Annotated in this window: 21 protein-coding genes and 2 pseudogenes; 16 read left to right on the top strand and 7 right to left on the bottom strand. The window is 71.9% G+C overall.

Annotated elements, in window-relative coordinates; all coding sequences use genetic code 11:
* Nucleotides 1-31: 31 nt before the first annotated feature.
* Nucleotides 32-1,216, bottom strand: coding sequence for an ROK family transcriptional regulator (locus AB0L59_RS18720; RefSeq protein ID WP_365584634.1), 1,185 nt, complete (start codon nucleotides 1,214-1,216; stop codon nucleotides 32-34).
* Between the two features lie 118 nt (nucleotides 1,217-1,334).
* Here AB0L59_RS18720 and AB0L59_RS18715 point away from each other — a divergent pair, with 118 nt between their 5' ends.
* On the top strand, nucleotides 1,335-2,783 hold the full coding sequence (locus AB0L59_RS18715; RefSeq protein WP_365584632.1) for an APC family permease: 1,449 nt from the start codon (nucleotides 1,335-1,337) through the stop codon (nucleotides 2,781-2,783).
* A 277-nt stretch (nucleotides 2,784-3,060) separates the two neighbouring features.
* Here AB0L59_RS18715 and AB0L59_RS18710 read toward each other — a convergent pair whose 3' ends face one another.
* Nucleotides 3,061-4,263, bottom strand: coding sequence for an erythromycin esterase family protein (locus AB0L59_RS18710; RefSeq protein WP_365584629.1), 1,203 nt, complete (start codon nucleotides 4,261-4,263; stop codon nucleotides 3,061-3,063).
* A 58-nt stretch (nucleotides 4,264-4,321) separates the two neighbouring features.
* Between AB0L59_RS18710 and AB0L59_RS18705 the strand changes: the two genes are divergently transcribed.
* Both AB0L59_RS18705 and AB0L59_RS18700 read left to right on the top strand, forming a co-directional pair.
* Entirely contained in the window at nucleotides 4,322-5,071 is a 750-nt protein-coding gene (locus tag AB0L59_RS18705) for a MerR family transcriptional regulator (protein ID WP_365584626.1), read from the top strand.
* A gap of 215 nt (nucleotides 5,072-5,286) precedes the next feature.
* The gene (locus AB0L59_RS18700; protein WP_365585065.1) at nucleotides 5,287-6,054 is read left to right on the top strand and encodes a metalloregulator ArsR/SmtB family transcription factor; all 768 of its coding nucleotides are present in this window, start codon (nucleotides 5,287-5,289) and stop codon (nucleotides 6,052-6,054) included.
* Nucleotides 6,055-6,128: 74 nt separating this feature from the next.
* Here AB0L59_RS18700 and AB0L59_RS18695 read toward each other — a convergent pair whose 3' ends face one another.
* Nucleotides 6,129-6,563, bottom strand: a complete 435-nt coding sequence (locus tag AB0L59_RS18695; RefSeq protein ID WP_365584623.1) for an SPW repeat protein — start codon at nucleotides 6,561-6,563, stop codon at nucleotides 6,129-6,131.
* A gap of 287 nt (nucleotides 6,564-6,850) precedes the next feature.
* Here AB0L59_RS18695 and AB0L59_RS18690 point away from each other — a divergent pair, with 287 nt between their 5' ends.
* Nucleotides 6,851-7,030, top strand: a complete 180-nt coding sequence (locus AB0L59_RS18690) for a hypothetical protein (protein WP_365584620.1) — start codon at nucleotides 6,851-6,853, stop codon at nucleotides 7,028-7,030.
* 9 nt (nucleotides 7,031-7,039) lie between these two features.
* Here AB0L59_RS18690 and AB0L59_RS18685 read toward each other — a convergent pair.
* A pseudogene (locus AB0L59_RS18685) lies at nucleotides 7,040-7,745 on the bottom strand (LysR family transcriptional regulator).
* 137 nt (nucleotides 7,746-7,882) lie between these two features.
* Here AB0L59_RS18685 and AB0L59_RS18680 point away from each other — a divergent pair.
* The 6 genes and pseudogenes from AB0L59_RS18680 to AB0L59_RS18655 all read left to right on the top strand — a co-directional run bounded on the left by AB0L59_RS18680 (nucleotide 7,883) and on the right by AB0L59_RS18655 (nucleotide 12,209).
* The gene (locus AB0L59_RS18680; RefSeq protein WP_365585062.1) at nucleotides 7,883-7,966 is read left to right on the top strand and encodes a putative leader peptide; all 84 of its coding nucleotides are present in this window, start codon (nucleotides 7,883-7,885) and stop codon (nucleotides 7,964-7,966) included.
* Between the two features lie 132 nt (nucleotides 7,967-8,098).
* On the top strand, nucleotides 8,099-9,220 hold the full coding sequence (gene sfnG, locus AB0L59_RS18675; RefSeq protein ID WP_365584617.1) for a dimethylsulfone monooxygenase SfnG: 1,122 nt from the start codon (nucleotides 8,099-8,101) through the stop codon (nucleotides 9,218-9,220).
* 38 nt (nucleotides 9,221-9,258) lie between these two features.
* Complete coding sequence (gene ssuE / locus AB0L59_RS18670) at nucleotides 9,259-9,813, top strand: NADPH-dependent FMN reductase (protein WP_365584614.1); 555 nt, start codon at nucleotides 9,259-9,261, stop codon at nucleotides 9,811-9,813.
* Nucleotides 9,814-9,818: 5 nt separating this feature from the next.
* Nucleotides 9,819-11,003: an SfnB family sulfur acquisition oxidoreductase gene (locus AB0L59_RS18665; RefSeq protein WP_365584611.1), complete on the top strand. Its 1,185-nt coding sequence runs from the start codon at nucleotides 9,819-9,821 to the stop codon at nucleotides 11,001-11,003.
* Between the two features lie 25 nt (nucleotides 11,004-11,028).
* Nucleotides 11,029-11,868: pseudogene (locus AB0L59_RS18660) on the top strand (LLM class flavin-dependent oxidoreductase); the annotation flags it as partial.
* A gap of 62 nt (nucleotides 11,869-11,930) precedes the next feature.
* Nucleotides 11,931-12,209 (top strand): HXXEE domain-containing protein, encoded by a 279-nt coding sequence (locus AB0L59_RS18655; protein WP_365584609.1) that lies wholly within the window; start codon nucleotides 11,931-11,933, stop codon nucleotides 12,207-12,209.
* Between the two features lie 4 nt (nucleotides 12,210-12,213).
* Here the strand turns inward: AB0L59_RS18655 and AB0L59_RS18650 are convergent, their stop codons facing one another.
* A complete protein-coding gene (locus AB0L59_RS18650; protein WP_365584607.1) occupies nucleotides 12,214-13,251 on the bottom strand; it encodes an acyl-CoA dehydrogenase family protein in 1,038 nt (345 codons plus the stop codon).
* Between the two features lie 111 nt (nucleotides 13,252-13,362).
* Between AB0L59_RS18650 and AB0L59_RS18645 the strand changes: the two genes are divergently transcribed.
* The gene (locus tag AB0L59_RS18645) at nucleotides 13,363-13,713 is read left to right on the top strand and encodes a YciI family protein (protein WP_365584606.1); all 351 of its coding nucleotides are present in this window, start codon (nucleotides 13,363-13,365) and stop codon (nucleotides 13,711-13,713) included.
* Nucleotides 13,714-13,900: 187 nt separating this feature from the next.
* Here the strand turns inward: AB0L59_RS18645 and AB0L59_RS18640 are convergent, their stop codons facing one another.
* Together AB0L59_RS18640 and AB0L59_RS18635 are read right to left on the bottom strand one after the other, a co-directional pair.
* Nucleotides 13,901-14,890 carry a metallophosphoesterase gene (locus AB0L59_RS18640; protein ID WP_365584604.1) on the bottom strand — a complete coding sequence of 330 codons (990 nt, stop codon included), beginning with the start codon at nucleotides 14,888-14,890 and terminating at the stop codon, nucleotides 13,901-13,903.
* A complete protein-coding gene (locus tag AB0L59_RS18635; RefSeq protein WP_365584602.1) occupies nucleotides 14,887-15,132 on the bottom strand; it encodes a plastocyanin/azurin family copper-binding protein in 246 nt (81 codons plus the stop codon). The genes AB0L59_RS18640 and AB0L59_RS18635 overlap by 4 nt, the downstream gene beginning before the upstream one ends.
* Here AB0L59_RS18635 and AB0L59_RS18630 point away from each other — a divergent pair.
* The 5 genes from AB0L59_RS18630 (at nucleotide 15,122) to AB0L59_RS18610 (ending at nucleotide 18,943) form a co-directional block, all read left to right on the top strand.
* Nucleotides 15,122-15,247, top strand: a complete 126-nt coding sequence (locus tag AB0L59_RS18630) for a hypothetical protein (RefSeq protein ID WP_365584599.1) — start codon at nucleotides 15,122-15,124, stop codon at nucleotides 15,245-15,247. The two genes, AB0L59_RS18635 and AB0L59_RS18630, sit on opposite strands and share 11 nt — an antisense overlap.
* A gap of 294 nt (nucleotides 15,248-15,541) precedes the next feature.
* On the top strand, nucleotides 15,542-16,162 hold the full coding sequence (locus AB0L59_RS18625; protein WP_365584596.1) for a sigma-70 family RNA polymerase sigma factor: 621 nt from the start codon (nucleotides 15,542-15,544) through the stop codon (nucleotides 16,160-16,162).
* A gap of 25 nt (nucleotides 16,163-16,187) precedes the next feature.
* Entirely contained in the window at nucleotides 16,188-16,979 is a 792-nt protein-coding gene (locus AB0L59_RS18620) for a zf-HC2 domain-containing protein (protein WP_365584593.1), read from the top strand.
* Nucleotides 16,980-17,133: 154 nt separating this feature from the next.
* Nucleotides 17,134-17,562, top strand: a complete 429-nt coding sequence (locus tag AB0L59_RS18615; protein ID WP_365584590.1) for an ATP-binding protein — start codon at nucleotides 17,134-17,136, stop codon at nucleotides 17,560-17,562.
* Between the two features lie 130 nt (nucleotides 17,563-17,692).
* Nucleotides 17,693-18,943 (top strand): RNA polymerase sigma factor, encoded by a 1,251-nt coding sequence (locus AB0L59_RS18610; RefSeq protein ID WP_365584587.1) that lies wholly within the window; start codon nucleotides 17,693-17,695, stop codon nucleotides 18,941-18,943.
* Nucleotides 18,944-18,985 lie beyond the last annotated feature (42 nt).

The raw sequence follows: 18,985 nt of genomic DNA, 5'->3' as shown, positions 1-18,985 counted from the left end.
AATCACCGTGGGCCGCCGCGCGGTTGGGTCGTCAGGTGCCGGTCGCCCTGTGCTCGAACACCAGGTCCCGGGCCGTGTCCAGGGCCGTGGCCACCGCGCCGAGCAGGACGGCGTCCTCGCCGAGCCGGCTCGGCGCGATCCGCGGGCGCAGCGGGGTGAGGGCGCGCACCCGCTCCCGGACGGGGTGCAGCAGCAGGTCGACGCTGTGACCGACGCCGCCGCCGAGCACCACCAGGTCCGGGTCGAGCACGGCGGCGGCCGCCGCCACGGTGTACGCGATCCGCTCGCCCTCCAGCTCCACCGCCCGCAGCGCGGCCGGACTGCCCTGCCGGGCCGCGTCGAAGACCGCCTTCGCCGTGAGCTGCCCGCTCATCCCGAACTCCCGGGCGGCCTCCACCACGGCCAGCCCGGACACCGCGTCCTCCAGCCGCTCGGGCTTCTGCCGGCCCGGCCAGGGCAGGAAACCGATCTCACCGGCCAGTCCACGGGCCCCCGTGAACAGCCGCCCCTCGCTGACCACGCCCATGCCGAGTCCGGTGCCGATCAGGATGTACGCGAACAGCCGGCTGCCCGTGCCGACGCCGTAGGTGTACTCGCCGAGCGCGGCGAGATTGGCGTCGTTGTGCACCTCCAGCGGTACACCCAGCTCCTCGCGCATCCGGTCGACGAGCCCCGCTCGCCCCCAGCCCGGGAGGTGCATCGCGTAGCGCACCCGGCGCTGCTTCTCGTCGTAGACGCCGGGTGTGCCGACCACCCCGTGCACCACCTCCGCCGGATCCACGCCCGAGTTGGCGATCACCTGGCGGGCGGTGCCCACGACGAGGTCGGCGAGCGCGGCGGAGGCGCGGGCCCGGTTGCGCACGTCGGCCCGGGCGACGACCGTGCCGTCCAGGTCGACCACCGCCACACGCAGCCAGCCCCGGCCGATGTCCACGCCCAGCGCGTACCCGGCGGCCGGATCGGGGGCGTAGAGCACGGCGGTGCGCCCGCGCTCCGGGACCTGGGTGCCGACCTCGTGCACCAGGCCGGCCGTCTCCAGGGAGGCCAGGGCGCTGGAGACCGTCGGCTTCGACAGGCCCGTCTCCCGGGCCAGTTGGGCGCGCGACGCCGCGCCCAGGGCGCGCAGCCGGTCCAGCAGGAGCCGCTCGTTGGTGCTGCGCAGCCGCCGGCGGCTCCAGGGCTGTTCGTGCTGCTCTATGACTTCGCTGGCGGCCATCGCACCATTCTCACGCATTCCCCACGCAGACTTGACGCCGCTAGTAAGGCTCCTTAACTTTATCGGCCAGTCAGCCCGCCGGGTGTCGTAGAGAGCACCCGTGGCGTCAGGAGTCCCCATGTCCGGTAGTCCGCCGCCCACGGGTGGCTTCGTCCGTCGTGTCGGCCTGTTCCAGGCCGCGGCCATCAACATGAGCCAGATGTGCGGCATCGGCCCCTTCGTGACGATCCCGCTGATGGTCACCGCGTTCGGCGGCCCACAGGCGGTCATCGGCTTCGTCGCGGGTGCCGTCCTCGCGCTGTGCGACGGACTGGTCTGGGCCGAGCTGGGCGCCTCGATGCCCGGCTCCGGCGGGAGTTACGTCTATCTGCGCCAGGCCTTCCAGTACCGCACGGGCCGGCTGATGCCGTTCCTGTTCGTGTGGACGGCGATGCTCTTCATCCCGTTGATCATGTCCACCGGCGTGGTCGGCTTCGTGCAGTACCTGGGCTATCTGGCCCCGGGGCTCGGGCAGACCTCCGGCGACCTGATCGGGTTGGGCATCATCGCCCTGGTCGTGATCCTGCTCTGGCGCGGCATCGAGCACATCGCCCGGATCACCGCCGTGATGTGGACCGTGATGATCGCCTCGGTCCTCCTGGTGATCATCGCCGCCGCGACCGACTTCAGTCCGCACCGGGCCTTCACCTACCCCGCGGGCGCCTTCGACCTGACGAGCAACCACTTCTGGCTCGGCTTCGCCGCGGGCCTGACCATCGGCATCTACGACTACCTCGGCTACAACACCACGGCCTACATGGGCGCCGAGATCAAGGACCCCGGCCGTACGCTGCCGCGCTCGATCATCCTCTCCATCCTCGGCATCATGGCGATCTATCTGCTGCTCCAGATCGGCACCCTCGGCGTCGTGGACTGGCAGCGGATGACCGACCCGCACGACATCGCCTCCACCTCGGTCGCCTCAGCCGTGCTGGAGGAGACCTGGGGCAAGGGCGCCGCCGACACGGTGACCGTGCTGATCCTGGTCACCGCGTTCGCCTCGGTCTTCACCGGGCTGCTCGGCGGCTCCCGGGTGCCCTACGACGCCGCCCGCGACCGCGTCTTCTTCCGGCCCTACGAGAAGCTGCACCCCGAGCACCGCTTCCCGATGCTCGGCCTCGCGACCATGGGCGTGATCACCGCCGTGGGCTTCCTGATCGGCCGTCACACCGACCTCGCCACCCTGATCCAGCTGCTGACCACCGTGATGGTCATCGTCCAGGCCCTGGCCCAGATCGTGGCCCTGAGCGTGCTGCGCCGGCGGCAGCCGGCCCTGCGCCGTCCGTACCGGATGTGGCTGTACCCCGTGCCGAGCGTCGTCGCGTTCGCCGGCTGGTGCGTGATCTACGGCTACGCCGACAAGAGCTCCCCGGGCCGCCACCCCATCGAGTGGTCCCTGGCCTGGCTGGCCCTCGGCTGCGTGGCCTTCGCCGTCTGGGCGCGGCTGGAGAAGGTGTGGCCCTTCGGGCGGAGGGAGATCAGCGAGGAGTACCTGGCCGGCACGGACCCGGACGTGGCACCCGTGTGAGGAGCGACGGGGCCTGGGCGTCGGGGACCCCTCGGCGCCCGCCGCGAGGTCGACCCGCGGGAGAAGTCCCGGTGGCGGAGCGCGCTGCAGGACCAGCGGACCGCCTCAGCCGAGCGGCACCGGCCCGGAACCTGCACGAGTGAAGGCACTCCGGCCCGACCCCAGGCCGGCGTCGGAGACCATCGCGGAGGCCAGCAGCCTGCCGGCGTCCGGGGGGCGGCGGGACGCCTCCGCGCGTCCCCGGACGCTCGGACGGGCCGGACCGCTGGTGGTGGCACTAGGTCTTCGGGACGTCCTTGACGAACACGATCCCGTCGGCCTCCGCGAGGTGGGCCGGGTCAAACGGGGCGTAGCCGAACCAGGGGGAGACGCGGGGCGCGGGCCGCGTGCCGCCGAGGGCAGCGGCCAGGCGCGGGGCGTCGATGAGGCAGCGGTCCCTCGGGAGCGCGTACAGGAGCCCTTCGAGGGTGTCCGGCGGCGGCGTGTCCACCCCGTGGTGCCGGATCGTGCCGAGGGCCGTGGCCACGAAGGTGTACCCCCCGCCGAGCTGGGCGTTCACCAAGGCGCCGGCGCTCCACCACTCCACCGGGCCCTCCCACAACTGCATCGTGCTCTTCTCCCGCTGGAGATGGGAGTTCTGGGCGTGGACGAGTGCCGGGCCGCGAGCGGCGAGGGCGAAGAGGTTGTGGGCCATCATCAGAGCCCGCAGCGCGCACAGCCGCGTCATGCGGGCCGGTGAGGTGTCGGCCATCCAGTAGTGATAGCGCAGCAGGCCGGTGGCGCTGCGACCGTACAGGCGCGCCCGGTCCCAGTCGTCCCGCGAGGTTGCCGCGAGCAGGTGGGGCGTCTGCGCGTCAAGCAGCGCCACCAGGTCGTCGGCGAGCAGCCGCAGCCGGCCGGCCTCGGCCGACTGCCCCACGGACCGGGCCGGGTCCGTCATCGCGGCGGGACGGGTCCACCGGTCGTCGGTGCCGAGCAGGCCGTCGAGCGTGTCCGCGGTGCAGGGGAGCAGGTCCGCGTCCACCGACGCCGAGAGGTAGCCGTGGAGTGCGGTGAGGGCCTGCCGGGGGCTCGCGGCGCCGGTTATCTCCAGCGGGCCGTCGAAACCGGCGAACCGGACCTGGTCGGACGCGGGCCGGCCGTCGTTGTGGGCGCGCATCCAGCGCACGAGTTCGCGGTTGGCCGCTGAGGCGCCCCAGCCGTGGCTGAATCCGTTCTCCATGACCTCGTCGAGGGTGCCCGTGCCCGAGGTGACGTGGTCGTCCACGACCAGGCCCATCATGCAGTCGCTCTCGATCGCGATCGTCCGGTAGCCCTCCTGCTCGACGAGCTGCCGGAAGAGCTCGTTGCGCAGTTCGAGCAGCGTGTCCTCGCCGTGGGTGGGCTCGCCCAGGGCGAGCAGCCGGGGCCTGGCCGGGAGCAGCCCCATGACGGCGGCGGCCTCGACGGCATGGGCGGTGTCCTTGATGTCAATCGCCATGCCCTCAACGGTATCGTTGAACCTTCGGTGGAAACTTTTCCGCGCTATCGTCGAGAACATGGGGCGAAACCTTCAAAGCGGTGAGCGGCTCAGGCCGGTCGATCTGGCGCGCGGGCACGGTCTGTCCACGCAGGCGATCAGGAACTACGAGGAGGCCGGCATCCTTCCGGCCGCAGATCGCACACCGCACGGCTACCGCACCTACACCTCGCTGCACGCGGGAGCCCTGCGCGCGTTTCTCGCCCTGGTGCCCGGCCACGGCCACCAGACGGCGACGGCGATCATGCGGGCGGTGAACGAGGGCGCGGTCGACGAGGCGTTCCGCGTCATCGACGAGAGCCATGCCAAGCTCCTCGACGACCGGCGCACCCTCCAGGCCGTGGAGAGCGCCCTGCGTGACCTGGGGCCCGCCACGGCGCCCGAGCCCGGTGCGGGAGCCGAACCGGCCCCGGTGTCCGGACCGGGCGGCACGTTCATCGGTCCGCTCGCGGAGGAGCTCGGCATCCGGCCCGCGACGCTGCGCAAGTGGGAGCGGGCCGGGCTGGTGCACCCGCGCCGCGACCTGCGGACCGGGTACCGCGTCTACGACGAGGCCGACGTACGGGACGCCCGCCTGGCCCACCAGCTCAGGCGGGGCGGCTACCTGCTGGAGCAGATCGCCCCGCTGATCGCCCAGGTGCGGGCGGCCGGCGGCCTCGAGCCACTGCAGGCCGCGCTGAGCGACTGGCAACGTCGGCTGTCCGCCCGCGGGCGGACGATGCTGGCCGGGGCCGCCGAGCTGGAGGCGTACCTCCGCGAGCGCGGATGACACGGTTCGGCCTTGGCGGTGGCGTCCGGAGTGCCGTCGATCCAGGACGTCAGCCTGCCGCCCGGCCGGATGTCCGAAGCGACCCTCGGATGGGCGCACAGTCCGGCGGGTCAGCCATCGATCCGCAGGAAAACGCGCGGCCGATCCTGCCCATCCTTGACATGCAAGTAATTGCCTGCATAACTTTGCGTGTGCGACCAGAGGAGGACGCCGGAGTGGACAAGGTCTTCAAGGCGCTGGCCGACGACACGCGCAGACGCCTGCTGGACCGGCTCCACGAGGACAACGGCCAGACCCTGGGCGAGCTGTGCGAGCGCATCGCCATGACGCGCCAGTCGGTCACCCAGCACCTGGCCGTCCTGGAGGCCGCCAACCTGATCAGCACGGTGCGGCGGGGGCGGGAGAAGCTGCACTACCTCAACCCCGTGCCGCTCCACGAGATCCAGGAGCGGTGGATCGACAAGTTCGAGCGCCCGCGCCTGAGCGCGCTCGGCGACCTGAAGCGACGAGCCGAGGAAGCCATGACCGACAAGCCCAGCTTCGTGTACGTCACCTACATCGCGAGCACACCCGAGAAGGTCTGGGAGGCACTCACCGACGCCGACCTGACGGCCGCCTACTGGGGCCACCGCAACGAGTCCGACTGGCGGCCCGGCTCGCGCTGGACGCATGTGCGCACCGACGGTTCCGGCGTCGCCGACGTCGTCGGCAGGGTGGTGGAGAGCGAGCCGCCGACCCGGCTGGTCACCACCTGGGCCGCGCCCGACGAGGAGAGCCAGGAGGACCGACACTCCCGTGTCACGTTCGAGATCCGGCCGTACGAGGACATCGTCCGGCTTACCGTCGTCCACGAGGACCTCAAGGACGAGGGCGAGCGCTCGGCGGTGGCCGGGGGCTGGCCGGCCGTGCTGTCCAACCTCAAGTCGCTGCTGGAGACCGGCCGGACCCTGCCGCAGGAGCCCTGGCTGGTGCCGAGCCGCTGAGCGGGCGCGGCGGAGGCCGGCCCGCCCGGGCGGACCGGCCTCGCGTCCTGGCTGTCCTTCCTTTCCTGTGTCTCCTACGGCCTGGGGGTGCTCTTCGCTGCCGTACCGGCACAGACGAGTCCGAGTACGAGCGCCACCGCGCCGATGACGACGTTGTTGATGATCACTCCCTTGTCCGGGCCGCTGCCCACGATCCAGGGGGCGATGATCATCCAGATACCCATGGCGCACATGGCCCAGCTGAGGCCGTACATCCGCTCGGGGGCCCGGGTGAATCCCAGTGCCAGCAGTCCTATCGCCACGCCCACGATCAGGTTGTGGGTCATGAGCGCGGGCTGGCTCGTCGTGTAGTGCACTATCCACGGAGATGCGGCGCAGTAGAGACCGAGCAGGAAGACCGGCCCGTCCACGAGCGCCACATCACGACCGCCGAGCATGCGGGCGTAGCGTGCCCGCATTTCGGAGACATCGGGGTGAGTCGATATATCACCCCTGTGCAGGTTGGCCATGACTCGTCTCCTTCTGACTTCGCAGGCCAGACCGTGTCTGGTGCGGTGTGCGGTTACTGCCGCATGTTCCCAGTTTGCTCTTATTTATCCTTTATGTGTAGGCCTGGAGCGGAAGCTCGCCGTCTGGCGGCGGCCGCGGTCGCATCCAGCCCACATCCAGTGGCGGACGGGGGCGGAGGTCAGGAGGCATGTCGGTACGGAGTGACATGTCCGCACTGAACCCGGGCAGACGCGGAGTACAGGATGTACGTTCCGTCCGCGTACCGGCTCGGAGGTGACCGACCGTCATGGGTGCGAAGGTGTTGGAGAGGTTCCCCGCCGGGGCTCCGCGAGGATCCTGGCCCGCGGAGGAGTACGCGGCCGCCCGCCGCGCCGAGGGCGAGCGGGTGACCGTGGTGATGGACCTGGAGTCCGACGCGTTCCTCGTCGTCGCGGCCGAGGCGCGGGACGCCGACGCCCGCACTTGACGGGGACGGTCAGACCGCAGCCAGTTCCCGGGCCCGGCGCACGAGGGCCGCGTGCAGGTCCCGCGCCGCCGGCGGTACCGACTCCGCGCGCCGGAGCTGGGAGCATCGGCAGCACACGGGCGGTGTCATCGGCGATCGGCGGCAGACGATCGCGCCGGACCGCTCCAGCGGACTCCCGAGGACGCTGAAGTCGGGCAGCACGGTCGCCCCGAGCCCTTGGGCGACAAGCAGCTTGCCCATCTCCGCGCCGTCGGTCGAGTACGGGAACGCCGGGACACGGTCTGCCGATGCACGTACCGGTGCATCACATACCTGGCGCGCATCGCGATCAGCGGCACGCCGAGCAGGTCCTCGGCGCCGACCGCCGGCAGCGCGGCGAGCGGGCTGTCCGGCCGCAGGTACACCACGGGCGGATGCGCAGCAGTTCGGCTCTCCATGCCCGGGGGCGCGTCGTCGCCGTCCAGGTGATGGACCAGCCCCGGGCCCGCCCTCAACGAGGCCGCGCCGGCTCTCCGAGAGGCGGCAGTTCACGTCCAGGCACCCTCATCGTGGCCCCCGACCGCTTCCGCTCCGGCAGGTGGACGCCCGGTTCCCGCTCCAGATCGCGCACGGTCTCGCTCAACGAGGGCTGGGGCAGGCGCAGTTCGTCGGCCGCCCGGCGCAGCGAACCGAGCCGGGTCACGGCCGCGATGTATTCCAGCTGTTCGGTCCGCACCGCCGCAGAAGGCGTGGGCACAGGGACCCGGTTCAAGGGTTTTCCTTTCACACGTTCGAGAAATTCAGTGGTCCGCGATACGAGACCGGTCGGGACTTCCTTGACGGCCCTCGCCGACGGCTGCCACGATCGACGGCATGACGATGCGACTGGGCCTCACGCGGCGACGCCACGTCGACCTCGCACGCGTTTCCAGCGCCTCCTGTTGCGCCGCGGCCTGATCACCACTCTGCGATCCGCCGCGCTTTTCCCTTTCTCTGCTCTTTTCCCGCCTGGATTCACCGTGCCGGCCACGCGTCCGTGCGCACCGTGAATTCGGCGTGCCTGAAAGTGTTTCGCACCAGGAGTTCCGCATGCCCGCAGCACCCGTGAAATTCGCCTACTGGGTCCCCAACGTCAGCGGGGGACTCGTCACCAGCACGATCGAACAGCGCACCGACTGGGGATACGACTACAACCGCGAACTCGCCGTCCTCGCAGAGGACAACGGGTTCGAGTATGCCCTCAGCCAGGTCCGCTACATGGCCGGCTACGGCGCCGAGTACCAGCACGAGTCGACCAGCTTCAGCCTCGCCCTGCTGCTGGCCACCGAGCGTCTGAAGGTCATCGCGGCCGTCCACCCCGGCCTGTGGCACCCAGGTGTGCTCGCCAAACTCGGTGCCACCGCCGACCACCTGTCGGGCGGACGCTTCGCCGTGAACGTCGTGTCCGGCTGGTTCAAGGGCGAGTTCACCGCGCTCGGTGAGCCCTGGCTGGAGCACGACGAGCGCTACCGCCGCTCCGAGGAGTTCATCACCGCCCTGCGGAAGATATGGACCGAGGACCACGCCGAACTCGGCGGTGACTTCTACCGGTTGCGCGGCTTCTCCCTCAAGCCCAGGCCACTGAGCTCACCCGGGCGACCGCACCCGGAGATCTTCCAGGGCGGCAACTCCAGCGCCGCCCGGCGGATGGCCGGCCGGGTCTCCGACTGGTACTTCTCCAACGGCAAGGACTTCGACGGTGTCGTCGAGCAGATCGCCGATGTCCGCGCCTACGCGGCCGAAGCGGGCCGCACGGCACCGAGGTTCGGCCTCAACGGCTTTCTCATCGCCCGCGACACCGAGGCCGAGGCCCGCGAGACACTGCGCGAGATCGTCGCCAAGGCCGACAGCGAGGCGGTCGAGGGTTTCGGCGCGGCGGTGAGGCAGGCGGGTCAGTCCACCGCCGACGGCAAGGGCATGTGGCAGGACTCCACCTTCGAGGACCTCGTCCAGTACAACGACGGCTTCCGCACCGGGCTGATCGGCACCCCCGAACAGATCGCGGAACGCATCGTCGCCTACAAGAAGCTCGGCGTCGATCTCTTCCTGCTCGGTTTCCTCCACTACCACGAGGAGGTCGAGTACTTCGGCAGCAGGGTGCTGCCGCTCGTACGGGAGCTGGAGGCACAACTCGCGCACGGAAAACCCGAGTTCCTCGCAGGCCGCGTCTGACCGTCGACACCGTCGCACCCCCCAGAAACGAGGCACTCATGGCCACCGTCCTGTCCGTCTCCGGCAGCCCCTCCGCCTCCTCGCGCACGGGCCGGCTGCTGCGCCACCTGGACCAGCGGCTGATCGCCCAGGGGCACCAGGTCGTCCCGCTGGACGTCCGCACCGTCCCGGCCGAGGCCCTGCACGGCGCGGACTTCCGGCACCCGGCGATCGTCGAGGCGACCGAGCTGTTCGCCCGTGCCGACGGCGTCCTCATCGGCACACCCATCTACAAGGCGTCGTACTCCGGCGTCCTCAAGGCGCTCCTGGACCTGCTACCGCAGTACGCGCTCACCGGCAAGACCGTGCTGCCGCTGGCCACCGGGGGCTCCACCGCCCATGTCCTCGCCATCGACTACGCGCTGCGCCCGGTGCTGAACTCCATGGGCGCCGCCCATATCGTCCAGGGCTGGTTCACCCTCGACAGGGACATCACCGTGCGGGAGGACGGCTCGCTGAATGTCGCCCCGGCCACCGCCGAGGCGCTGGGCCACGTGGTCGACCGGTTCTCCGCCGCGCTCGACCGCGCTCCGGCGCTGGCGGCGGCGAGCTGAGCGTCATGACCGCACACGTCATCGCCGACGACACCGAGGCGGTCGCCGTCGCCGAGGCCCTGGCCGCGGAGTTCCGCGCCGGGGCCGCCGGGCGGGACGCGGAACGGCGGCTGCCCCGGGCCGAGCTGGACCGGCTGTCCGCCTCCGGTCTGCTCGCCGTGACCGTGCCCGCCGAGCACGGCGGCGCCGACGTACGCGCCGCCACCCTGGCGGAGATCTTCCGGCTGCTCGGCTCGGCCGACGGCAGCCTCGCCCAGATCCCGCAGAGCCACTTCGCCTACGTCAACGTGATGCGTCGTCAGGGGACCGAAGTCCAGCGGAGGTTCTTCTTCGCGGAGCTGCTGGCCGGCCGCCGGTTCGGCAACGCGCAGTCCGAGGCCGGCACCAAGCACGTCCAGGACATCCGCACCCGCCTGCACCCGCGGCCCGACGGGTCGTACCTGCTGACCGGGGTCAAGCACTACTGCACGGGTGCGCTGTGCGCCGACTGGATCCCGGTGCTGGCCCGGGCCGAGGACGACAACCTGCACGTCGCGTACGTCCCGCGGGACGCGCCCGGTGTGACGGTGGTCGACGACTGGGACGGCATGGGGCAGCGGACCACGGCCAGCGGCACCGTCCGGCTGGCCGACGTCGCCGTGCCCGCCGACCGCGTGCTGCCGCACCACCTCACCTTCCAGGGGCCGCAACTCCATGGCGCGGCGGCGCAGTTGTCGCACGCGGCCATCGACACCGGCATCGCCGGGGGAGCGCTGGCCGAGGCGGCGGAGTTCGTCCGCACCAAGAGCCGGCCCTGGTTCGAGAGCGGGGTCGAGTCGGCCGCCGAGGACCCGCTCCTCATCCAGCGCTTCGGTGAACTCTCCCTCCAGGTCCGGGCGGCCGAGGCCCTGCTGAGGGAGGCGGCCCGCACGGTCGACGCGGCCCGCGACCACCTCACCGACGACTCGGCGGCCGAGGCGTCCATCGCGGTGGCCGCCGCCAAGGTGAGGGCGGCCGAGGCCGCGGTGGACGTGGCGAGCGCCCTGTTCGAGGTGGCCGGCACCCGCTCGGCGCTCAACGCCCTGAACCTGCATCGCCATTGGCGTGACGCCCGCACCCACACCCTGCACGACCCGGCCCGCTGGAAGATCCAGCACATCGGCCGGTACGTGCTGACCGGAACCCGGCCGCCCCGGCACGGCCTGCTCTAACGGACACTCGCGATCGGAGACCCCCGTGTCCCTCACCTTCCACTGGTTCCTGCCCACCAACGGCGACAGCCGCCATGTCGTGGGCGGCGGCCACGGCACCCCGGCCACCGCCTCCGGCCGGGACCGGCCCCCGACGGTCGCCTACCTGAGCCAGATCGCCCGGGCCGCCGAGGACCTCGGTTTCGTGGGTGCGCTCACCCCGACGGGCGCATGGTGCGAGGACGCGTGGCTGACCACCGCGATGGTCAGCCAGAACTCCGAGCGGCTGAAGTTCCTCGTCGCCTTCCGGCCCGGCTTCGTCTCGCCGACGCTCGCCGCGCAGATGGCCTCCACCTTCCAGCGGCAGACCGGCGGACGGCTGCTGCTCAACGTGGTCACCGGCGGCGAGAGCCATGAGCAGCGGGCTTACGGCGACTTCCTCGACAAGGACGCCCGGTACCGGCGAACCGGTGAGTTCCTGCACATCGTTCGGGACCTATGGGACGGCAAGAGCGTCGACCTGCACGGGGAGCATCTGCGGGTCGAGGAGGCCAGGCTCGGCCGGGTGCCCGACCCCGTGCCCGAGGTGTACTTCGGCGGCTCCTCGCCCGCCGCCGGCGAGGTCGCCGCCCGGTACGCCGACGTGTACCTCACCTGGGGCGAGCCGCCCGCCCAGGTCGCCGAGAAGATCGCCTGGATCCGGAAGCTCGCCGCCGAGCACGGCCGCCGCATCCGCTTCGGGATCCGGCTGCACGTCATCACCCGGGACACCTCCGCACAGGCCTGGGCGGAGGCGGACCGGCTGCTCGACGGCTTCGACCCGGAGACCGTACGGGCCGTCCAGGCGGGCCTCGCGCGCAGCGAGTCGGAGGGCCAGCAGCGCATGCGCTGGGTGCGCACCCATGTGCCCGGGCGGCGCCGGCGGTTCCCCCGGGTGCCGGAGACGGTGTGGCGGCGGCTGGAGTCCGTGAACGCGCGGGAGTTCGGCACCGCGGTCGCGGCCTGGTCCATCCGGCCCAGGCGGACGACCTGCGCGGCTACACCCCCGGCTCGGCGACCACACCCCTGGCGGTCCTCCCCTTCGGCGTGTGGGCCCGGGGCCGGCTGCGCAGATCCGGCGTCCTGCGCCCCACCCGCCCCCGGGACCTGGCCCGGGGACTCGCCTTCGCCGCGGCCGCCGCTGTGGGCACCCACGCGCCGGCCCAGGGCGTGCTGCGCCGGCGGTGACCGTTCAGTCGCCTGCCAGCGCCCGCAGGTGTGCCGTGCGCGTCTCGGCCGTCTGCCCCTGCACCAGCAGGAACAGCGCCTCCCGGGCGTGGCGCTGGGCTCGGCTCGTCAGGGCCATCGACCGGCCGCCCCCGGCCACCACCGCCGCCGTGGTGGCCGTACGCAGCAGCTCGTACGCCTCCGCACGCACCGCCAGCCGCTCCGCGACCCGCTCCTGCGGTGCCGGCTCGTCGGCCAGGGCGTAGGCCCGGCCGCGGACGTCGGCGAGCCGGGCCGTGAGCGGGGCGGCCGTCTCCGCGTCCAGCAGGGACAGGGCGGCCGCCGTGACCCCGAAGACCGCCGGGCCCGCGTTCAGGGTCCTGGCCCGGTCCCCGGGCGCCCACCGCTCGTACGGCGTCCGCAGGACCACCGCCTCCTCCGGCAGCCACAGCCCGGACAGCTCCAGCGACACCGTGCGCGCGGCGGTGAGCGCCGCGAGCCGCATCGGCTCCGAGGCCCGCAGCCCCGGCTGGTCGCGCGCCTCGGCGAACGCGAACAGCACCTCGCCCGCGTCGGTCGTCCCGGCGAGCAGCATCACGTCGTTCAGACCCCAGCCGGTGTACCAGGGCACGGTCCCGTCGAACCGCCAGCCGCCGCCCTCCCGGCGCACGCGCACCGGGACGCGCGGATACGACCGCAGATGCGCATACGCCACCCCGGACAGCAGCTCGCCCCGCGCCAGCGGCCCCAACAGCCGCTCGCGCACCGGGAGTTCGCTCAGGGCCAGGGTCTGCACCGGCGTGTGGTGCTGGGTCTGCACGAACCACGTCGAGCAGCACGCCCCGGCCAGGATCTCCGCGGTGCGGCGCAGGACGGCCGGCGGCGCGCCCGAGCCGCCGTAGGCGACCGGAGCGCCGATCCCGAGCAGCCCCGAGCTCTTCACCGCCTCGATGTGGCTCGCGGGCACGCCCTGCTGGTCGACCCGCTCGGCCTCGGGAACGAGCAGGTCCGTGGCGAGGCGGCGGGCGCGGTCCACGAGCGGATCAGCAGGGGTGGCTGTCATGGGGAGGATTCTTTCGGAAATTCCGTCCCGCGCCCTGTCGATCCGGGGGCCGGCCGTTCGTGTAGCAGGTGACAGACAGACGTAAGACCCTGAAATCACCAGGAGGACGTCATGAAGCACTACCTGCTCAGCGTGGTCCAGCCGGCCGACGGCACCCCGCCCGCCCCCGACGCGCTCGTCGCGATCATGCGCGACGTCGAGGCCTTCAACGACGAGCTGCGCGCCGCCGGCGCCTGGGTGTTCGCCGGCGGCCTGCACGGCCCGGAGACCGCCACCATGCTCCGCCCCAAGGACGGCGAGGTCCTCGTCACCGACGGCCCCTACGCCGAGGGCAAGGAGTACCTGGGCGGACTCTGCCTGATCCGGGCCACCGACCTCGACGAGGCCCTGGAGTGGGGGCGCAAGGCCGCCCTGGCGACCACGCTGCCCATCGAGGTCCGGCCCTTCGTGGACCAGCACTAGCTGGGCCCTGTCGCCGAACTCCTGGGACCTCCGGGTCACCTCGCGGCCCGGCAGAGGCGGTCGCGAGGTGCACCGGTCGCAGGCAGGAAAGGCGGCGACCCACCGCCCCGGCACAGGCACCTGCCGGATCGCGAGGAGCGGCCGCGCCGCCCCGGGCCAGGGGGCCGAGGCGGCTGAGGGGGCCTGTTCACGCCAGCCTCTCGTCCTTGATCGCCAGCTGCCGGTCGCCCCGCCGGTAGTCCACGGTGCGGATGCCGAGCGCGTCCTTCAGCTGTCGGGCGGGCACGACCTGGGGCGTGGGGGCGGGGGCCCGACCGGGCTTGGGCAGCGGATAGGCGGTGGTGGTGGCGGAGTGGAACGTGATGTTGCCCTCCGTCTTGGTGAACAGCTGGTGGACGTGTCCATTCAGACAGGTCACCGAGGAGAAGCGGCGCAGGAGCGCGATCACCTTCAACGCGTCGTCCGTGCTCCAGCCCCACTGCGGGTACATGGCGAACAGCGGGATGTGGCTGAAGACCACGACGGGGGTGTCCGACGGCAGGCCGGCGAGGTCCTTGCGGACGAAGTCGATCTGCTCGGTCCCGAGGTGGCCGAGCTTCTCCAGACTCAGGGTGTTGACCAGTGCGATGAAGTGCACGCCGTGGGTGTCGAAGCTGTACCAGCCGTCACCGAGCGTGCCCTTGCCGAAGGTCTGCCGGTAGGCGCGGCCCGCGTCGCCGATGGAGTCGTGCTCCCCCGGCACGGTGAAGACACGGTCCGTCCGCAGCCCGGTCATCATCTGCCTGACCTGGTCGAACTGTCCTGCCGTGGACAGGTGTGTCAGGTCGCCGCTGTGCATGACGAAGTCGGGTCTGAACCCGAGCCCGTTGACCTGATGGATCGCTTCGGTGAACGAGCCGACCACGTCCGTGTTGGCCGGCCCCTGGAAGCCGATGTGACTGTCGGAGACCTGCACGAACCGCAGTGCGCCGCCCGGTGCCGCGGCGGCCTGTGCGGTGCCTCCCCGGGAGTCGGCGACATGGCTCATCACCTCTCCTCCGGCCACGGTGAGCACGACAGCTCCGCCGAACCACCCGGCGTGCCGCAGGAGTTGGCGCCGGGTCATGTCGTGTTCGGAAGAGGGGCCACCGGTTTCATCGGGCGGTGCCGCGCTCCGGTGGTCGTCGTATGCGGTCATGAGGTGACCTCCACGGTGCCGGTCATGAACGGATGGATGGTGCAGACGTAGGCGTAGGTGCTGGGCTTGGTGAACGTGTAGGTGCAGGTGCCGTGCGTGGCGAGGGCGGGCGAGTGCAGCGGTCCGCCCGAGCCGGCGCCGGTGACGGTGTGGGCGTCGGCGTCCCGATTGGTCCAGGTCACCGTCGTGCCCGCCCTGACCTTCAGCGCGGTCGGGGAGAACGCGAAGTTCTTGATCGCCACGGTGTCCTGGGACACCGGTCCGGCGGGCGTGCTCCTGCTCGCGCCGGGTGAGGTCATGGGCCTGGTCATGCTGGGCGTCGCCGAGGTGCCGCGCATCCCGGCGAGCCGATGCTGACCTGGGCCGGGCGTGAGGGGGCCGGCGCCCGAGGAGGGAGGTGACTGGCCGCACGGGCTCAGGAGTCCCAGCGCACCGGCGGTGTCGACGGCCAGCCCGGCGGCACAGCGCGACCGGCGGCCCACAGGGCGGACATTGACGTACATGATGTTCATTCCCCACTGATCAGGTGATGCCGTGCGCGACGGCTCATGCCTGGTTTCACGGGCAGCTGTGCCGCATGGTTCGGTGTATATATAAGGTTTTGTCGCAATTCCTGGTGATCACAGGGCATGGCACGACAAAGCAGCTCATATGCGTGATGATCGGCTTATGCCATGGAGTGCTCGAAAGCGTGGTGAAGCGTCCGATCCGAATCGCTCCGGGCGCCGTGTCTCGGGTAACGGGACCATTTCGACCACGGACGAGGAACTGCTCCGGGCTCTGTATGCCGAGCACGCGGGCCCCCTGTTCCACTACGTACTGCGACTGACCTCAGGAGACCGGCAGTGGGCCGAGGATGTCGTGCAGGAGACGTTGCTGCGGGCCTGGCAGCACCCCGCCGCCTTCGCACCCGAGCGCGGTCCGGCGCGCGCCTGGCTGTGCACGGTCGCCCGGCGCCTGGTCATCGACGCGCACCGGGCCCGGCAGGCGAGGCCTGCGGAGGTCGGTGGCGAGGCCCTGGAGCGGGCCGCGGAGCGGACACCGGGCGAGGACCTGATCGAGCAGGCGTTGCAGAGCTGGGCCGTGGCCGACGCCATCCGGACGCTGTCTCCGGACCATCGCGCCGTACTGCTGGAGACGTACTACCGCGGCCGGACCGTGGCGGAGGCCGCGGCGGTGCTGGGGATTCCCCAGGGCACCGTCAAGTCGCGGACGTACTACGCCCTGCACGCGCTGAAGCTGGCACTGCGGGAACGAGGCATCGAGCCATGACCACGGCAGGGAGGAGGTGCCGGCCATGAACGAGGACCATGACGCCCTCCGGTTGTCGCTGGGAGCGTATGTCCTGGGCGCGCTGTCCCCGGCGGAGACGGAACGGGTGCGTGCGCACCTCACGGAATGCGACGCGTGCCGGGCGGAACACGCCGAGCTTGCCGGACTTCCGGCGCTGCTCGCGACGGTCACCGCCGCAGAGGCGGAAAGCCGGCCCGTGCCGCTCGGCGACGAGGACCCGGCCGACCGGCTGGTGCGGCGGGCACGGGAGAACGCCGGGCGGCCACCCGAGGTGCCGCCCGGCACGACCGCGGTGCCCCGGGCGGCCGAGGCGGGACTGCTCGACCGGATGCTCCAGCAGGCCGCTGTGAGGCGCCGCAGAAACCGGCGGCGGCAACTGGCCGGTGCGGCCGCGTCGCTGACGCTGGTCGCCGGAGCGGCGGTCGGCGGCACGTGGCTGGCCATCAGCGGAACCGTGGCCGGTCAGGCGACACCGCCCGCACCGGTCAGCCCGGCTCCGGCGCGCACCTTCTCCGGGAGCGACCCCACCACCGGCGTCACCGCCACGGTGCGGGTCTCGCCCTCGGCATGGGGCAGTGTGCTGGAGATCTCCGCCCGGGGGGCGCCCGCGGGCATCACCTGCCGTCTGCAGGCGGTCGGGCTCGGTGGAACCAGGGAGGACGCCGCCACCTGGCGCGCGGGCGAGTACCCGGTCGGCACCACCGTCCCCGGGGCGGTCCCCCTGTCCCCGGCGGCCATCCAGCACTTCGAGATCGTCGCGGGCAACGGCCAGAAGCTGGTCACGATCCAGGCGTGAGGCGAGCGGAGCCGCACGGATCACTGCTGGGCCGCCGACTCATTCCCAAGAAGGTGGACAAAAGGTGCGAAAGGCTCGAACCATATGCGGTCCTCGTCCGTAGAACTGAATGAGTGTTCACATTCGGGTTCCTACGCAGAAGAGCCAGAAGACCATGTTCGTGACCGATTCCGCCCGTGCCGGCTCATCGCCCGCACGATTCTGCCACCACCAGGCGATGCTCACCCTGCCCGCGCAGGAGGCGCATGTCGCCGCCGCTCGGCATCTCGCGGCGGAACTGCTGGAGTGCTGGCGTGTGCCCGAGAGCGAGCGGGACTCCGCCGTCCTCATCGTCGACGAACTCGCCGCCAACGCCGCCCAGTACGGCCGCGAACGCATGACGCTGCTGCTCGTCCTGGACGGCGACACCCTGCAGATCGTGGTCACCGACTCCGGAACGGCGGTCGAGCGCGTCCGCCACGACGTGGCCCCGGACGAGCACGGCCGCGGCACCGGCATCGTCGACTCCCTCGCGCAGTCGACCGAGGTCCACCAGACCCGCAGTGGCCGAGAGGTCCGTGCCTGTCTGCGGTGCTCGGCATGATCGAGCCCGTACGCTTCCCCCGACCGGCCGCGGCGGGACCGCTGCCGGTCACCGGGCCGCACCCCTCCCCACGGCCGGCGTCGCCCGGGGCGCGGGCGCGGCGTGATCGGACAGAAGGGCACGGGCGCCCATGCCGGACACCGTCGATGTCGAGGCCGTCTTCCGCGCCGAGTACGGACGCGCGGTCTCCGTCCTCGTCCGCTTCCTCGGCGACATCGACCTCGCCGAGGAAGCGGTGCAGGACGCCTTCGCCGCCGCGGTACGGACCTGGCCGGCGGCGGGTGTGCCGCCCAGCCCGGCCGGCTGGATCATCACCACCGCCCGTAACCGGGCCGTCGACCGGCTGCGCCGCGAGTCCACCCGGGACGCCCGGCAGGCCGAGGCCGTCCGCCTGTACACGCCACACCTGTACGAGCCCGACGCGCACGCGCCCGACGCGGGGGCCGAGGAGGGCCCCGTGCGCGACGACCGGCTCCGCCTGATCTTCACCTGCTGTCACCCCGCCCTCGCCCTCCAGGCCCGGGTCGCCCTCACCCTGCGCCTGCTCGGCGGCCTGAGCACCGCCCAGATCGCCCGCGCCTTCCTCGTGCCCGAGCCGACGCTGGCCCAGCGCCTGGTACGGGCCAAGGCGAAGATCCGCGACGCCGGTATCCCGTACCGGGTGCCCCGCCGGGCCGACCTGCCCGAGCGGCTCGGCGGCGTCCTCGCCGTCGTCTACCTGATCTTCAACGAGGGATACACCGCAGACCCCGCCCTGTGCGCGGAGGCGATCCGCCTCGGCCGGCTGCTCGCGGCGCTGATACCGGACCAGCCCGAGGTCGCCGGCCTGCTCGCGCTGATGCTGCTGACCGATTCCCGGCGGCCGGCCCGGCAGGACGCGGACGGCGTGCTCGTGCCGCTGCCCGAGCAGGACCGGACCCTCTGGGACCGTGACCTGATCGCCGAGGGCCAGGACCTGGTCCGCCGCTGTCTGCGCCTGGGCCGGCCGGGGCCTTACCAGATCCAGGCGGCGATCAACGCCGTGCACAGCGACACCCCGACCGCCGCCGCCACCGACTGGCAGCAGATCCTGCGCCTGTACGACCAACTCATGGCCGTCTCGCCGTCCCTCGTCGTCGCCCTGAACCGCGCGGTCGCCGTGGCGGAGACCGAGGGACCGGCCAGAGCGCTCGACCTCGTCGACACCCTGGACCTCGGCCGCTACCACGTCCTGCACGCGGTCCGCGCCGACCTGCTGCGCCGGCTGGGCCGCACCGCCGAGGCGGCGGCCGCATACGGCCGCGCCGCCGAGCTGGCCGGGAGCGCGGCCGAGCGTGCCTATCTGGAGCGGCGCGGGGGTGACCTGGGGTGTGAGCGCCGTCACCTCGGGCTGCCGGAATGAACTTGAGAACATGAAAGGTTGGCAAATACATCCACCGAGACC

Origin of the sequence: Streptomyces sp. NPDC052109 (assembly GCF_040680195.1) — a bacterium.
Classification (GTDB): domain Bacteria; phylum Actinomycetota; class Actinomycetes; order Streptomycetales; family Streptomycetaceae; genus Streptomyces.
Note: the sequence above shows the minus strand (reverse complement) of the source record. Positions and strands in the feature narration are given on the sequence as shown.

Bases quoted from the DNA above. Each gene is read 5' to 3' on its own strand.
- AB0L59_RS18665 (WP_365584611.1), top strand. From the start codon at position 9,819: ATGACCGCACACGTCATCGCCGACGACACCGAGGCGGTCGCCGTCGCC.
- AB0L59_RS18610 (WP_365584587.1), top strand. From the start codon at position 17,693: ATGCCGGACACCGTCGATGTCGAGGCCGTCTTCCGCGCCGAGTACGGA.
- AB0L59_RS18645 (WP_365584606.1), top strand. From the start codon at position 13,363: ATGAAGCACTACCTGCTCAGCGTGGTCCAGCCGGCCGACGGCACCCCG.
- AB0L59_RS18720 (WP_365584634.1), bottom strand. From the start codon at position 1,216: ATGGCCGCCAGCGAAGTCATAGAGCAGCACGAACAGCCCTGGAGCCGC.
- AB0L59_RS18680 (WP_365585062.1), top strand. From the start codon at position 7,883: ATGACGATGCGACTGGGCCTCACGCGGCGACGCCACGTCGACCTCGCA.
- AB0L59_RS18620 (WP_365584593.1), top strand. From the start codon at position 16,188: ATGAACGAGGACCATGACGCCCTCCGGTTGTCGCTGGGAGCGTATGTC.
- AB0L59_RS18650 (WP_365584607.1), bottom strand. From the start codon at position 13,251: ATGACAGCCACCCCTGCTGATCCGCTCGTGGACCGCGCCCGCCGCCTC.
- AB0L59_RS18705 (WP_365584626.1), top strand. From the start codon at position 4,322: ATGGGGCGAAACCTTCAAAGCGGTGAGCGGCTCAGGCCGGTCGATCTG.
- AB0L59_RS18625 (WP_365584596.1), top strand. From the start codon at position 15,542: ATGCGTGATGATCGGCTTATGCCATGGAGTGCTCGAAAGCGTGGTGAA.
- AB0L59_RS18615 (WP_365584590.1), top strand. From the start codon at position 17,134: ATGTTCGTGACCGATTCCGCCCGTGCCGGCTCATCGCCCGCACGATTC.
- AB0L59_RS18690 (WP_365584620.1), top strand. From the start codon at position 6,851: ATGGGTGCGAAGGTGTTGGAGAGGTTCCCCGCCGGGGCTCCGCGAGGA.
- AB0L59_RS18710 (WP_365584629.1), bottom strand. From the start codon at position 4,263: ATGGCGATTGACATCAAGGACACCGCCCATGCCGTCGAGGCCGCCGCC.
- AB0L59_RS18715 (WP_365584632.1), top strand. From the start codon at position 1,335: ATGTCCGGTAGTCCGCCGCCCACGGGTGGCTTCGTCCGTCGTGTCGGC.
- AB0L59_RS18640 (WP_365584604.1), bottom strand. From the start codon at position 14,890: ATGACCGCATACGACGACCACCGGAGCGCGGCACCGCCCGATGAAACC.
- AB0L59_RS18695 (WP_365584623.1), bottom strand. From the start codon at position 6,563: ATGGCCAACCTGCACAGGGGTGATATATCGACTCACCCCGATGTCTCC.
- ssuE (WP_365584614.1), top strand. From the start codon at position 9,259: ATGGCCACCGTCCTGTCCGTCTCCGGCAGCCCCTCCGCCTCCTCGCGC.
- sfnG (WP_365584617.1), top strand. From the start codon at position 8,099: ATGCCCGCAGCACCCGTGAAATTCGCCTACTGGGTCCCCAACGTCAGC.